Genomic DNA, 14810 nt, shown 5'->3' with positions numbered 1-14810 from the left:
CACCCCTTGGGCTCAGATGGCACGCTCTGCGCGACGGGTTTCGCTCTCGTGTTCGGCGACATCTCCGATCTCCTCCATCTTCGCATCCAGTTTGGCCAGCATGTCGAGGAATACCGCCCGGTACTCCGGATTGCCCGCCTGATTGACCAGATTGAAAGGGTCAACCTCGCAATCAAACAATTCCCACTCGGGCGGTGCGTTATTGGTCCATGCGCCAGATTGGCCCAGCGGGGCGTTGTACCAGTAGATTAGTTTATTGCTCTCATCGCCCACCCCGTAATCGGCATAGGCGTCGTGGATGGGGTCGTTATGCATCCAGTAGCGGTTATAGGCAAGGTTGTCCCAATCGGCGGGCGCGCGTCCCTCCAGCACCGGGCGAAGCGATCGGCCCTACATGTAGTTCGGAACCCTGACCCCGGCATAATCGAGGAAGATCGGTGCAAAATCGACATTGCAGGCGAAATCCTTGCCCCGCGACCTGGCAGAAATAGCCGCCGGATAGCGGGGGGGGGGGGCGCATGGACCAGCGGCCAGTCTGCTTCAATAGGTTGACAGGTCAGATGCAATCTCGACGCGACCTTCGAACATTGCGGAGATGCGGGCCGCATAGGATGGCGTGGTCTCGGGCGTCGCCACTCCGGGCGCGAAATGGACCGCCACGACATGGGCCACACCAGCGCGGGTCGCCAGATCGCCAACCTGTTCAGGGCTCAGGTGATGGGACGACAGATGTTCGCGGATCTTGTCGATCTGAGCATCGGACATATGCGCGTTCCGCGCCCGCACGCGCTGCATCGTCAGGTCGAGATCGGCGATTTCGCTGATCAGCAGATCTGCGCCACGCGCCAGTTCCTCCAGTGCACGGCATTCTCCGGTATCTCCGGTCAGGACCACGCTCCGGTCGGGCGTGTCGAATCTGTAGGACAGCGAGACCGGGCCTTCCTTGCCGAACTCCGCCTCGGCGCGGTAATGGGTGTTCTCGCAGACCGTGACCCGCATCTCCCCCGATGTCAGCACATCACCTGGCTGAATCTCCCTGACTTTCACGAATTCACGCGGATGCGGCATGACCTGCCCCGCCACGCCAAAGCCGATCGCATTTGGCACGTCGCAACCGGCGAAAAGCCCGTCGAGGATCTGCGCAGTCCCGGCAGGTCCATAGATCGTCAATGGCTCGCGCCGCATCGTCATCATGTTGATGCCGATGCACGCAAACAGGCCGCCGATATGGTCGAAGTGATGGTGCGTCAGGAAAATCTCGGCCACGTCCCGGAACTCGATCCCGGCGCGCTTCAGCTGCCGCATCGCGCCATCGCCGCAATCGATCAGCACAGGCTTTGTGCCATTCATCAGCAGGAAGGCCGGCTGCGCCCGGTCGGGGTTCTGCATAGGGCCACCGGCAGTTCCAAGCGTTGTCAGAGTGAAGGGTTCAGGGGTCATGGTTGCTCCAGTATGGGTCAGGGTCGCGCGACGCGCTGGTCGATCGCGCCGAACAATGGGGTTCCATCGGCAAGCGCGCATTCCATGCGCACCCGGTCGCCAAAGTTCAGGAACGCACGTTCGGGCGCACCCTTGTCGATCTTCTCGATCACGCGCACCTCGGTGATGCAGGCCGAGCCTGCCGCGCGATCTCTGTTCGAAACCGTGCCCGATCCGATGATCGTACCTGCTGTCAGACGCCTTGTACGCGCGGCATGGGCGATGATCTGGCCGAAATGGAAATCCATCTCGGACCCGTCGGGTTCGCCAATGCGCTCGTCGTTCACCTCGACCCGCAGTGGCAGGCAGACACGCCCGCCGCGCCAATGGGCGCTCAGCTCGTCCGGGGTGATGGCGCAGGGCGCGAAGCCGGTCGAGGGTTTGGCTTGCAGGAAACCGAAGCCGCGTTTCAGCTCCCACGGGCCGGGCTGGCGCAGTGACCAGTCGTTGATCTGAACAATCAGGCGGATATGGTCCAGCGCGGCGTCGGGGTCTGTGCCCATCGGCACGTCGTCCACCACGACGCCAAATTCGCCCTCGCAATCGATGAACAGGCTTTCATCTGGCGTGACCAGCGGTGCCCGTGCGCCCAGAAAGTCATCGCTTGCGCCCTGATAGACCAGCGGATGCGTTTCGAAATCCGGCAAGGGCGGATTGCCGAAAGCCTGATCCATCAGCCGACCGTGGTTGAGGAAGGCCGAACCGTCCAGCCATTGCGGCGCGCGCGGCAACGGGGCGAGGATGGTGCCTGAATCGAAAGGCGCAAGACCCTGCGCCGTGCCTGCCTCGACCTGTTGCACGAGCGCGCGCAACGCAGGCTCTGCCCTTGCCCAGTCGCGCAGGGCGGCAAGCAGGCTCGGGGCGATGCCCTGCGCAGGCGCAGCGCAGGTCAGATCACGCGAAACGACGACCAGTGCACCGTCTTCGGTGCCATTGGGAAGCGTGGCGAGTTTCATCTCTGGTCCCCCTGTCAGATCGGCTGGGCCAATGCGCCCAGAGTCTGGCCCATCAGGCGCTGATGTTCTTCATGGGTGCCGTGGCCCAGTTCGATTTCGGCCAGCCGACCCGAGTTTTCCACGACTATCCGGCAGCGGTCCCAGCGGCGGGACTGAAATGCGGCAAGGGCGTCGGGAATCGCGGCGCGGCCCAGTTCCTCGGCCAGAACGATCGCATCCTCCATCCCGATCATGGCACCGGCGGCCATATGGGGCGTGGTCGCATGGACCGCGTCGCCGATCAGCACCACCCGGCCCCTGTACCAGGGCTGGGGCAACAGAAGCTGCTCCAGAGGTCGATAGACAATCTGGCTGTGCGGACCCAGTTCCGCCGCCACCTGGCGGATGGTGGGCGAGGGGAACTTGTCCAGCAGCGCCTTCAACGCGGAGAGATGCGTGTCGGCGGGAACATGGTCATTGGTGGGCCGGTGCTCGGTCAGGAACAGATAAGCGTCGGTATCCGAGACCGCGTTGATACCGACCTTGACGCCCGGGCCCATCCACATCGTGACCGTTTTGACCTGCGCAGGCGTGGGCAGAACCGCGCGCCAGACTGCCTGACCGATATAGCGCGGCTTTGGCGCATCGGGGAAGATCGCGCCGCGGGTCGCGGAATAGAGACCATCGGCCCCGATCACAAGGTCATACTCGCCCGCTGTCCCGTCACTGAAGGTGACGCGGGCCGCGTCGGCGCTGTCGTCGATCTCGGCGAAACTCACCCCCAGCCGCACATTCACCCCGGCCGCGTGCGTCCGCGCGGCCAGCAGACGGGCCAGAACAGGCCGCATCACGCCACCGTTTCCGGTCGCCCCTTCCTGTAACGAAGGCGTGGGCAGACGTGCCAGAAGCTGATCGGCGGGCCCCCAGATTTCCACACCATCGGTCAGGGCACCGACCTCCTTGTAGGCGTCCAGCACCCCCAGACGGGCCAGCACCCGGAACGTGCCGCCGTTCAGGCTGATGCCCGCGCCATAGCTGCGCCAGTCGGCATCGATCTCGATCAGATCGACTGCATGGCCTGCCTCTGCCAGCAGGATGGCGGCGGTCATCCCCGAAAATCCGCCCCCGATGATTACGATGCGTTGAGGTGTCATATGTCTGCTCTCCATCTCAATAACCAAGCCCGTGCCCGAACGGGAACAGTGTGTCTGCCTCGGGATAACCCGGCGCATCCGAGGCGTTGGCGATCACGGTACGTTCGGGTCCGACTTCGGACATGATCGCCTGAATCGTGTCAAGTGACGGGAAGACCTCCCAGGATTCGGCTGCTGCCATGGCTGTGAAAGACAGCGCATCCACTTCCCAGGGCAACGCGCCGCCAAAGAGCAGCCCAAGTGCCGGGGATTGCGGTCCGCCCAGCTGGCCATCATCGGCGCAGGATGGGTTGGCCGCAGGCGCGACGTTGCATCCGTCCTCGGCCCCCCAGACCGCGCCGGTACGCGGGTTCAGGTGGTCCGGGTTTGCACCGAATTCCGGATCATTGCTGCGATATCGGTTGGTCCCGACATTGCGGATATAGACACGGATCACCGCCGCGTGATGCCCTTCGGCCGTGGGCCGGGGCGTGTCTGGATCCGCGTGCGTTGTTGCAATCAGCCCCGCAGCCTCGACCGCATCAGTGTCGAGGTTGACAGCATAGACCCGCGCCCCGGCATCGAGCGGAAGCACGCCTTCGTTCTGCAGCAGGACGACCGACTGGCGCTGCACCTGTTGGGCGAGGGTCTGATGGTCGTCATTCGCCACGATCTGCGCAACCGCCGACATTTCGACACCGGGGTTCTCGAACAACCCCAGCGCAAACTGTTCGACCAGAAGACGGCCCGCCGCCTCGTTGATACGGTCCTCGCTGACCAGCCCGGCATCAAGCAGGTCAAGAATGAGCGACACATCCGAGAACCCGGGCAGCACGTCATTGCCCGCATTGACCGCCGCCGCGATGCGTTCCGCGACAGTGGCGTGTTCCAGCCCCCAGGCGCGCGACTGGATGATCCCGGTATCGGAATTGACATATCCGCCAAAGCCAAGCTGGTCGCGCAGCAGCCAGTCCACAGTCTGGGTCGAGAAGGAGAAGCCCACTTCCTCCAGAGGCTGTCCGTCAAAGGTCACGTCCACCGGGATCCCGTAATAGGGCATGATCGCGCCGACCCCGGCATCGATGGCCCGGCGGAAGGGCGCCAGATGGGCCTCGAAAGCATCGCTGGGATAGACCTGGCGCTGGCCGAAGGAATAATGCGGGTCGAGCCCGCCCTCCTGCGACCCGCCGCCGGGGAAATGCTTCAGCGTCAGGGCGACGGCGGTCTGCGGTCCGACCGGGCCACCCTGCAGCCTCTCGACCAGCGCCTCAAGAATGTCGCCGACAAGCTCGGCATCCTCGCCGAAGGTCTCGTGCACACGGTACCTGCGCGGTTCGGTAGCCAGGTCGGCCATATAGCCATACATGCCCCGGATCCCCAGCGCCCGCCATTCCGCCGACATCACATCGGTCAGGGCATGGACCGGCTCCAGCCCACCGGTGCCCAGCACTGCAGCGGCAATGCCCAGTTCCTTGGGGAAAGCCGTCATTGCCTCCGCGCCGCCGCCGATGCCGAACCGGGGATCGGATTCGAGATAATTGCGGGCATTGTCCTTGAACAGGACCGGAATACCCAGGCCACGGGCCTCGGCCATCTCCTGTACCGTGTTGGTGAAATCCGCGAGTTGCGTGGGCGTCACCTGGAAACCACCAAAGGGCGCACGCCCGGAACAATCATCGGCCATTTCGGCCACGGTATTGCGCAGGATGAACCGGGTCATGCGCTGAGCGTCGAGAAAGTCTGCAGTCGGCGTACCCTCGACCGTGTCTTCGCAGCCGACATTCAGGGTGTTGATCAGCAGCATCCCGGCGCGATCCTCGATGGACATACGCCCCAGCAGGTCGGCCACCCGCTCGGCCATGGGCAGACGCCAGTCCTCATAGGGATCGAGCGTTCCGTTGCCATTCGCATCGCGAAACCGCAGCCCATCGACCTCGATGACCGGGTGAACCCGGCTGACGATCTCGGGCTGTTCGGCAATCTGCGCGCCGGATGGTGCGGCCACGGTGGACGCAAATGCGGCCGTGGCAATCAGTGTGGGACTCATCGCAGCTCCTCCCGCGAGATGATCATTCTGAATTCTGTCAGCGGCCGCTAGTCGCCATGGCGACCGTTCCGTCGGAACGTATTTCCAGCGGCACGCGGGTCAGTCGCTTGCCCAGACACGGGCCCTGTACGCAGACCCCCGTGTCGATCTCGAACCATGCTCCATGGGCGGCGCAGGCGATATGCGTCCCTTCCCCGTTCAGATAGGCGTCGCGCTTCCATGCCATCGGTGTGCCGCCAGCGTAATGAGGGCAGAGGTCGCGCCAGCCATAGACCCGGTCGCCCCTGCGCACCACGATCACCTTGCAGCGCAGCCCCGCAACCTTGAAGCCGCGCGTGCTGCCATCGGGCAGCTCGTCGAGATGGCACAGCAGCATCAGGGTTTCGGCCCGCCGGGGCCACCGGTGGGCGCCCATTTGTCGCGGTACTGGAACAGAAAGGCCTGCGCGGCCTCTGGTCCCATGGGTGCCTCGCGCGGGGCCCAGTCATCGTCATGGATGTCCATATCGGCATCGAACTCGACATTGCAGCCCAGGGGCGATTTGAAATACCAGAACCAGTTCGACCCGAATTTGTGCCGCCCCGGCCCCCAGAAGCTCTCAAACCCCGCACGGATCATCCGGCTGCCTGCCAGCATCAGCTCGGTCGGCCCACCCATATGGAAGGCCAGATGCTCGCAGCCCTGCATATAGACCGGGGTGCGGATAAAGAAATGCGTATGGTGGTCGGGATTGGCCTGCGGGCGCAGGAAGGGACCGGCCCCGGTCAGCGTGTCGGTGATGCGGAACCCCAGCCGGTCGCGGTAGAAGCCCACTGCAACATCGACATCCGGCACGAACAGCACGACATGGCTCAGGCTGCGCGGCCTGGCGGGCATATCCTCGGACACGCCGATGGCATTTGCCGCGCGCGCAGGGTGATAGGGGGCGTTCACCTTCTCGCCGGGCATGTCCAGCGGCTTGCGCGTGGTGACGCGGAAGGCCAGCTCAAAGCCCTGATCATCCTGACAGCGCAAGCTGCCATCGGCCAGCCGCAGCACCTGCCGGTCCTTTGAGAGTTCCGCCTGCACGGCCTCAAGCGCGGCCTCATCCACCACGCCGATCACCTGCATCCGCAGCATGTTGCCGGTCTTGAGCGCGGGCGGCAGGCTGGGGTCGTCGCGGCGGCGGATTTCCAGCCCGGTGCCATCCAGCCCGGTGAAGAGCCCGCCCTTCTCCGGAGTGTAATCCTGCGCGTCCAGCCCATAGGCCGTCAGGAATTCGTGACAGGCGGGCACGTCATCCACGCCAAAGACAAGGACATCAGGTCCGATGATCTGCATGGGCAGTCTCCTTTCAGGAAGTGCGGCCGCCGAGGACCTCGGCGACGAAATCGGAAATGCAATCCAGAACAGGGCCGGAATTATCGACGGAGGAATGCATCACGCCCCCGGTGCGCTCGTCGAAAACCACAAGCTCGCGGCGCGGGCTGTAGACCAGCTGCGCATAGGTCCGCTCCGCCCATTTCAGCGGGATCTGCGTGTCATGCTTGCCATGCGTGACCAGATAAGGCACGCGGATGCGGTCCAGAATGCCGTCCAGATGCATATGTTCGGCCTTGGCCATGAAATCGTCCATGTCCCCGGCCCCGAACACCCAGCGGGCATGTGCCCAGTAGTGCGGCACCGGAAAATCGCCCTCGCGTTCCAGACGGCGCTTCTGCACATCGCGCCAGTCATGATTGCCGCCCCAGCTCACCCCGCAGGCAAAGCGCGGCTCGAAGGCCACAGCGCGCGGCGCGTAATAGCCACCAAGCGAGACCCCTTCCATCCCGATCCGGGCCGCGTCCACATCGGGCCGGGCGGCGAGCCATTCATAGACCGGGGTCGCCCAATGTTCGGAATCGTGGCGGGCGGGAAACCCTTGCAGCCGCAGCGCCTCGCCCGTGCCGGGCTGGTCCAGAACCAGCGAGGCGATGCCGCGTTTCGCAAGGATGCCGGGCAGCTGCGCCATCAGCCGCATTTCCTTGGTGCTGTCGAAGCCATTGACCTGCACCAGTACCGGCTGCGGCCCGCGCACCCGCTCGGCAGGTACGAAAATGCCCGAAAGATGCTTGCCCTCATAGGGGATCTCGACCCGATGCGCCCCGGTCCGGCCCAGCGACAGGGCCTGATAGAAGGTCGCGAGATGCTTGTGGTAAAGCTCCATCCGCCCCTCGGCGCCATGCGCCTGCATCCGTTCGGCGATGATCTGGTAGCAGGCCGCGCGCATCAGCTTGTTTGCAGCTGAAAGGCTGCGCCCGCGCGCAAGATCATCTTCGGCCAGGCCGATCAGCCGGTCGGCCACAGTGACCCAGGCCTCGCGGAAGGCGCGCGTCCCTTCTGCATCCGGCGTTTTCGCGGCCTCGGCAAGTGGCGCGCACATCTCGGCGATCTCGCCCATGCGTCCGCCCATCTCGATCGCCAGATTGACCGACAGATCCCAGACGTAATTCGTGGGGAAGTATCTGAACATATGTGTCCTTTCAGTCGTTAAGAAGCGCCACGGCGCGGCACCATCCGGCGGAGGCGCGGGCAACCTTGACGGGGAAGCAGGCAACAGTGAATCCGCTGGCAGGCAGGGATTCCAGATTGGTGAGTTTCTCCATATGGCAGTAGCCAATCTCGGCCCCCGCCTTGTGACCCTCCCAGAAGATCGAGGCCTCGCCGGTTTCGCGGATGCGCTTCAGCGTATGGGAGAAGGGCGCGTCCCAGGACCAGGCGTCAATCCCTGTCACACGCACCCCGCGCGAGGTCAGATAGAGCGTCGCCTCACGCCCCATGCCGCAGCCCTTCGACAGATAGTCAGGCGCGCCATAGGCCGTACCGGCAGCTGTATTGATCAGCACGATATCAAGCGGTTTCAGATCGTGACCGATCCGGGCGAGTTCGGCCTCGACCTCGGCAGCCGTGACCACATGGCCGTCCGGCAGATGGCGGAAATCCAGCTTCACGCCGGGGCGGAAGCACCAGTCCAGCGGCACTTCGTCAATGCGCATGGCGGGTTTGCCGCCATCCATTGTTGGGTGATAGTGCCAGGGCGCATCCAGATGGGTGCCGCTATGCGTGGTGATCCGGCAATTCTCGGCTGCCGCGCCCTTGCCTTCAAGCAATTGCGCAGGCTCCAGCCCGGTCATCGCGGCGAATTCCAGCGCGCCGGCATCATGCTCCATATAATCGATCTCGGGCAGCAGGTTCGGGGGGTCGGACGCGATCCCGGTTTCCAGCGGAACAGACAGGTCAATGATTTGCGGCATGGCACCTCACATGGACATCGGCAGCCACAGCACCAGCGCAGGGAAGAGCACCAGCAGGGCAAGACGGAGGAAATCGGACAGCACGAAGGGCAGCGCACCGCGGAAGACCGTGGTCAGCTTCATGTCGGGCTGGACCGAGCGGATGACGAACAGGTTGATCCCGAAAGGCGGCGTGATCAGGCCGGTTTCCACCACCACCAGCATGATGATGCCCCACCAGATCAGGTCATAGCCCATGCCCAGGATCAGCGGCGTGACGATGGGCACAGTGATGATCATGACCGCGAAACTGTCCATCACCGAGCCGAGCAGCAGATAGAGAACCAGCAGAAGCGCAATGATCAGGAGCGGTGCCAGGTTCAGCCCGCCAACCCATGTGGTCAGCGTATCGGGCAACTGGCTTGCGCCCACAGAGAAGGAGAAGGTCAGCGCGCCGAAGATCAGCATGTATATCATAGCGGTGATCGCTGTTGTCTCACCCATGACCTTGAGGATCTGGTCCCGTGTCAGCTTGCCGCGCCACACGGCCATTAGGAAGGCCCCGATGGCGCCCACAGCCGCCGATTCCGTGGCAGTGAAAACGCCCGTGTAAAGCCCGCCGATAACGAGGCCGAACAGCAGCGTCACTGGCCCGGCCTTGGCGAGGGCAGCGCGACGCTCGCCTGGCACGCGCGGTGCCGGGTCCGGCACCGCGGCAGGATCCCTGCGGACCACCAACGCGATGGTCAGCATGTAAAGCGCGGCCGCCAGCAGTCCGGGAATGATCGCGGCAATGAACAACTGGCCGATGCTGGCTTCGGTCAGCAGCGCGAACAGGATGATCGGCGCAGAGGGCGGGATCAGCGCGCCCAGCGTGCCGCCTGCGGCGACGGTTCCGGCTGCCAGATGCGGCGCGTAGCCTGCAGCCTGCATCTGCGGCAGCGAAATACGGCCAAATGTCGCCACAGTGGCCAGCGACGAACCCGTGACTGCGCCGAAGCCTGCGCAGCCCCCGACTGTGGCGAGAGCCAGTCCGCCCCTGAGCCGACCCAGCACAGCGCGGGCAAGGCGATAGACATCATCCGACAGCCCCGCGACCATGGCAAAGCTGCCCATCAGCAGAAAGAGCGGCAGCGCGGCCACCTGCGGGTTGGTCAGGAAACTGGCGGTTTCCGAGGACAGCACCGACCATGCGGGGCGCCAGCCCAGGAACAGCGCGGTGCCCAAAAGGCCCATCAGCCCCATCACCGCCGAAACCGGCATCAACAGCAGAAGCGCCGCCCACAAGAGGAGGAAGCCCAGCCCGACCGAAGCCGAGGGTGCCCCCGTCACGGCGCGCGACAGTCCGCGAAAATCGCTCCAGCCCCACCAGAAAGCCCATGTCAGCGCGGCCAGCGTGGCAGCCAGCAACAGCCAGACCAGAGGATGTGTGCGCCCGCTGACCTGCCCCGGCCCGCCAAGCGCGGGCACCAGATCCAGCGCGGCGATCACTGCCTGCACTGCCGCCGTGGCCCAGAACAGCACGGCAACGGCCTGCATGAAGGGGCCGATCGGCCAGCCAAGGATTGTCGTGGTGCGCCCGCCCGAAACCATCCGACCCGCATAGGCCTGAACCTCGCGAGCCAGCAGGATCAGAAACAGCAACAGCAACAGCGAGCCCAGCAATTCCATCCACTGTCTCAGCCGGGGTCCCATCACCGGGCCCAGAAGGTCGATTTTCAAATGTACGCGCTGCGCGGTCGCTGCAGGCAAAGTCGCAGCCACGGCGACGGCAAAGGCCATTCCCACGATCTCGTTGATCGCGACGATGCCACCTGCCCCCACCCATCGCAGGATCACCGCCGCAACGGTGACACCGGCCACTGCCAGCATCCCGAGCACACCCGCAAGCGCCACGGGGCGCGAGACGGTACGCAATACGGCCTCGATCTGTTCGGCGATTGCGTCATAGCGCTGCGGGTGATTCCGGGTTTGGGTCATGATCCTCGATCACGGAAAAAAGAAAGGGATGTGCGCCGTCCAGCAACGCACGTTCGGCAAGAACGGACCAGCCGCGATGAACTGGTCCGTATGGGCGGCTGCGTCAGTCGGCCAGAAGTTCGATGAAACGCTCCAGGAGCTCCGTACCGCCAGGCGTACGCTCGACCCATGCGGCAGTTACGGGCTCAAGACGCTCTTGCCAGGCGGCGGACTGCTCTTGCGACGGGTTGACGATCTCATGCCCGTCGAGACCGGCAATCTCGGCCCGGATCTTGGCGGCCTGTTCGTCAAAGAAGCGACCCAGAAGGCGCGACTGCTCCTCGCCCGAATGGCGCATGATGACCTCGCGGACCTCTTCCGGAAGGTCTTCCCAGATCTCGCGATTGATGAAGGCCATTCCTACAGAAGATCCGATCGGCGCTTCGATATGGTAGCTGGTGATCTCGTCCATGCGGAACGGCGGGAAGGCGGTCCAGGGCACAAAGCGACCATCGGCTGTCCCGCGCTGGATCGCCTCATAGGCATCGGCAGGGTTGATCGACAGCGGCACGCCGTCAAGCAACTGAATCGACATCGAATTGGTCTGCCCACCGACGATCACGCGCGCGTTGTGCAGATGGTCAAGCGACGGGATCGGCGCAGACAGGTGAACCCCGGACTGCGGAAAGACCGTCAGGAACAGCGGCACGATATCGTGATATTCGTCGTCCAGGTACCCTTCTTCATAGAGCCGCCAGAAGGCGACTGAGGCCGTCTCGGCATCATCTGTCAGATAGGGCAAATTGGCCATCCCCGTCAGCGGGAACCGCCCGCCAATCGTGACCAGCAATCCCCACGAGATCGGCACCACACCGTCCTTGACCCGGTCATAGAAATTGCCGGGATTGGCCATGGTGAAACCGTGTCGAACGTCGATTTCCACAACGCCCTCGCCATCGGCATTGATCCGCTCAGCCCAGCCGTCAAAGATCACAGTCGAAATCGGGCCCTGCGGCGGGCTGGCCGTGGCAAAGATCAGGGTCTCGGTGGCAAGCGCGGGAAGTGCCGCGAGTGACGCAGCCGCAGCAAGTGCCGGAATACGATTCAGCATGGGGTCCTCCACTCCTCCGACCGGCAGAACCGGCCCGACAGAAGTCTTATCGTGAATTGATGTATTGTTGAAATCGAAAGTTCAGATAAGCTGCATCGGAAATTCCAATGGATGGATGCGCGATGCGGTTCAAGGGTTTCGATCTGAATATGCTGGTGGTGCTTGACTGTCTGCTGACAGAGCGCAGTGTGACGCGGGCGGGTGAGAAACTGTTTCGTAGCCAGTCAACTGTCTCGGGTGTGCTGGCGCGGCTTCGCGAGCATTTTGACGACGAACTACTGGTGCAGGTGGGGCGCGAGCTGGTGCCAACTGCGCGCGGGCGCGAATTGGCCGCCGAGGTGCGCGATGTGCTGATGCAGATCGACGCCCGCGTGCTGACCCCGCGTGATTTCGACCCGACGCGCTCTGCGCGCACGATCCGCATTTTCGCATCCGACTATCTGATGATCGCCGGACTGGGCGATGCTATTCTGGCCATTCAGGCACGAGCCCCCAATCTGCAATTCGAGGTGGTGCAGCCCACACAGATGACCCTCAGCCATAGCGGGCCTGCTCAGATGCTGGAAGATGGCGAGCTTGACCTGCTGGCAATACCGCAGCCCTACTGTTCGCCCCAGCACCCCAGCCTGCCGCTATTCACTGAGAGCTTCTGCGCGCTGGTCTGCCGCAACAACCCTCTGGTCGGTGAGCAGGTGGCGCTCGACGCATTTCTGAGCCTGCGCCACGTCACAGTCAGCTTCGGCCCCGGCGCACAGCCCAGCTACGAGGAATGGTTCTCGCGCGAGTATGGCGAGGGTCGGCGGCGCATCGACATCGTGGCGGGGTCTTTCGCCTCGATGCCCTTCCTGCTGCCGGGAACCGAGCGGATCGCACTGGCGCACCGACAGCTGGCGCGGGTCTATACCCGCGTTCTACCGCTGCGCATCGTCGAGGTAGAGATGCCGATCCCGCCTCTTGTCGAGGCAATCCAATGGCACCAGTATGCCAGCAAAGACCGCGCTATGATGTGGGTCCGCGATGAAATGGTGCACCATTTTGGTTCCGGCATCGAAACCTGAGCCGGAACGAGGGCCCGCGTCTTCGCCGCTGCATTTCCCGTCGGCCCATGACAGCACTGGCAGATTGACGAGAGCAATCACTCTGCCTTCGCCAACCGACGGCGGTTGTCGCGTTGCCTTTAAATCGGGTCATCCTCAATTTGTGTGTCACGGTCTGACCGAGCTTCACAGATTGAAAGGATAAGGCCGTGGTATCGAAGAAGCATTGGGCTCCAACCGCCAGCGTGGAGGTTGGTGAGGTCCGCCATTCTGCGACGGGTGCATGGGTCGTATCAGGCAGACTGGCTCCGAATGGCATCTGCCCAGAGTGCGGGACGTCCTCAAGACAACGACATGGTTGGCGGCGCCGGCGGATCGAGGATTTTCCTGCTCAGGGCCAAGCGGTTTGGATCGAGCTCAGAGTTTGTCGATGGCGATGTTTGAACTCGGATTGCCGCCGCCGCACGTTTTCCGATCGCGATGCGGCGGTGGCGACCCCTTATGCGCGCCGGACGTCTCGACAGGCGCAACTCTTAGGCCATATGGCGCATGCCGCTGGCGGCACCCCAGCTGAACGGCCCTTGCGGCGACTGGGTATCCGGGTCAGTGACGATACTATTCTCCGACAGTTGCTACGCGCAGCTCAAGTTGTTCCACCACGCGCACGGATCATCGGGATCGATGATTGGAGTTGGCGAAAGTCGCAGAACTACGGGACGATCATCATCGACCTCGAGCGTCGCGCCGTCATCGATGTTCTCGAAGATCGTGATGTCGTCACATGCACCGACTGGCTAAGGCGTCATCCTGAGGTGGAAGTCATAAGCCGGGATCGCTGCGGTCTCTACGCCCAAGCCGCCCGACAAGGAGCGCCGCAGGCGGAACAGGTCGCCGACAGGTTTCATATCGTGCAGAACCTTCGCATGGCAATTGAGGAGCAAATGAACCTGCACGGTCGTGCAACTGGCAGGGCCTTGCTCTCCGATGCAGACAACATCAGCACAGCTCAGAACCTTCTGAAATCACGTTTTGCCCATCGCAAGTCCAGAGAAGAGATTTTCAGGACCATTTCGGCACTTCGGCAGCAAGGGCTGACGTGCAGCGAGATCGGGCGGCGAACGGGGTTTCCCAGGCGTAGCGTCGCGAAATGGCTGCAGTTCGAGACGCCACCTGACCGAAAGCGCGCCGTCCTCAAGCGCTCCTCCGCGTGGTATTTTGAAGAGTACCTGAAGCAATGCTGGGAGAACGGTATTCGCAGCGGCAATGCACTGCTCCCTTTGATCCAAGAACGTGGTTACGAGGGCAGCCTGTCAAACTTGCAGCGGCTCTTGGCCGGATGGCGCAGAGCCGAAAAACAGGAACAAGAGGGACCCACCAAGGAAGATCAGATCCTTGCACCGGTCCGGGACCCGGAAACGGGACATGCGATTTCCCCGGTTATCGCGGCCGCACTCTGCATCAAACCAAGAGGAAAATTCACCTTGGAACAAGCGAGAAAAGTCGAAGTTCTCAAGGAAGGCTCGCCAGCCTTCACAACAATGCGGCGCCTCGCCATGCGTTTCAATGGCATCTTGCGTGGTCGAAAAGCAGACCCGCTGCCCGCCTGGATCGACGATGCGATCGAAACGGACCTAGCGCCCATCGTGCGGTTCGCCCGAACCTTGAACAGAGACATTGATGCGGTCAGGAATGCGATCGAAATGGAGTGGAGCAATGGTCAAGCCGAAGGCCAGATCAACCGATTGAAGACCTTGAAGCGCGCGATGTATGGGCGAGCCGGCCCGAACTTGCTCAGGGCCCGAATGCTTCCTCTGCACCACACAAATTGAGGATGACCCCAATAAAGGGCTACGCGACA

12 protein-coding genes and 1 pseudogene are annotated in these 14810 nt (G+C 63.2%); 2 read left to right on the top strand and 11 right to left on the bottom strand.

Features of this window, described 5'->3' with window-relative positions:
• Nucleotides 1-12 precede the first annotated feature (12 nt).
• From BG457_RS18905 to BG457_RS18850, 11 genes and pseudogenes are all read right to left on the bottom strand, one after another.
• Nucleotides 13-378, bottom strand: a pseudogene (locus BG457_RS18905) (sulfatase/phosphatase domain-containing protein); the annotation flags it as partial.
• Between the two features lie 162 nt (nucleotides 379-540).
• Nucleotides 541-1440, bottom strand: a complete 900-nt coding sequence (locus BG457_RS18900) for an MBL fold metallo-hydrolase (protein ID WP_217649539.1) — start codon at nucleotides 1438-1440, stop codon at nucleotides 541-543.
• A 17-nt stretch (nucleotides 1441-1457) separates the two neighbouring features.
• Nucleotides 1458-2435, bottom strand: coding sequence for a fumarylacetoacetate hydrolase family protein (locus BG457_RS18895; RefSeq protein WP_071799417.1), 978 nt, complete (start codon nucleotides 2433-2435; stop codon nucleotides 1458-1460).
• Between the two features lie 14 nt (nucleotides 2436-2449).
• Nucleotides 2450-3568 (bottom strand): FAD-dependent oxidoreductase, encoded by a 1119-nt coding sequence (locus BG457_RS18890; protein WP_071799441.1) that lies wholly within the window; start codon nucleotides 3566-3568, stop codon nucleotides 2450-2452.
• A 16-nt stretch (nucleotides 3569-3584) separates the two neighbouring features.
• Nucleotides 3585-5594, bottom strand: a complete 2010-nt coding sequence (locus BG457_RS18885; protein WP_071799416.1) for a glycoside hydrolase family 3 protein — start codon at nucleotides 5592-5594, stop codon at nucleotides 3585-3587.
• 37 nt (nucleotides 5595-5631) lie between these two features.
• Nucleotides 5632-5970, bottom strand: coding sequence for a Rieske (2Fe-2S) protein (locus BG457_RS18880; protein WP_071799440.1), 339 nt, complete (start codon nucleotides 5968-5970; stop codon nucleotides 5632-5634).
• Nucleotides 5970-6914 (bottom strand): VOC family protein, encoded by a 945-nt coding sequence (locus BG457_RS18875; protein ID WP_071799415.1) that lies wholly within the window; start codon nucleotides 6912-6914, stop codon nucleotides 5970-5972. Before BG457_RS18875 ends, BG457_RS18880 begins: the two co-directional genes overlap by 1 nt.
• 13 nt (nucleotides 6915-6927) lie before the next feature.
• Complete coding sequence (locus tag BG457_RS18870; protein ID WP_071799414.1) at nucleotides 6928-8085, bottom strand: alpha/beta hydrolase family protein; 1158 nt, start codon at nucleotides 8083-8085, stop codon at nucleotides 6928-6930.
• 10 nt (nucleotides 8086-8095) lie between these two features.
• Nucleotides 8096-8866, bottom strand: coding sequence for a cyclase family protein (locus tag BG457_RS18865; RefSeq protein ID WP_071799413.1), 771 nt, complete (start codon nucleotides 8864-8866; stop codon nucleotides 8096-8098).
• Nucleotides 8867-8872: 6 nt separating this feature from the next.
• Complete coding sequence (locus BG457_RS18860; RefSeq protein ID WP_084657743.1) at nucleotides 8873-10825, bottom strand: TRAP transporter large permease; 1953 nt, start codon at nucleotides 10823-10825, stop codon at nucleotides 8873-8875.
• Between the two features lie 103 nt (nucleotides 10826-10928).
• Nucleotides 10929-11915, bottom strand: coding sequence for a TRAP transporter substrate-binding protein (locus tag BG457_RS18850; RefSeq protein WP_071799412.1), 987 nt, complete (start codon nucleotides 11913-11915; stop codon nucleotides 10929-10931).
• A gap of 122 nt (nucleotides 11916-12037) precedes the next feature.
• Here BG457_RS18850 and BG457_RS18845 point away from each other — a divergent pair, with 122 nt between their 5' ends.
• Together BG457_RS18845 and BG457_RS18840 are read left to right on the top strand one after the other, a co-directional pair.
• Complete coding sequence (locus BG457_RS18845) at nucleotides 12038-12973, top strand: LysR family transcriptional regulator (RefSeq protein ID WP_071799438.1); 936 nt, start codon at nucleotides 12038-12040, stop codon at nucleotides 12971-12973.
• Nucleotides 12974-13161: 188 nt separating this feature from the next.
• Nucleotides 13162-14781 carry an ISL3 family transposase gene (locus BG457_RS18840; RefSeq protein WP_071799411.1) on the top strand — a complete coding sequence of 540 codons (1620 nt, stop codon included), beginning with the start codon at nucleotides 13162-13164 and terminating at the stop codon, nucleotides 14779-14781.
• Nucleotides 14782-14810 lie beyond the last annotated feature (29 nt).

Source organism: Natronohydrobacter thiooxidans (assembly GCF_001884735.1).
Classification (GTDB): Bacteria; Pseudomonadota; Alphaproteobacteria; order Rhodobacterales; family Rhodobacteraceae; genus Roseinatronobacter; species Roseinatronobacter thiooxidans_A.
This window is presented reverse-complemented; position numbering and strand designations above follow the sequence as displayed.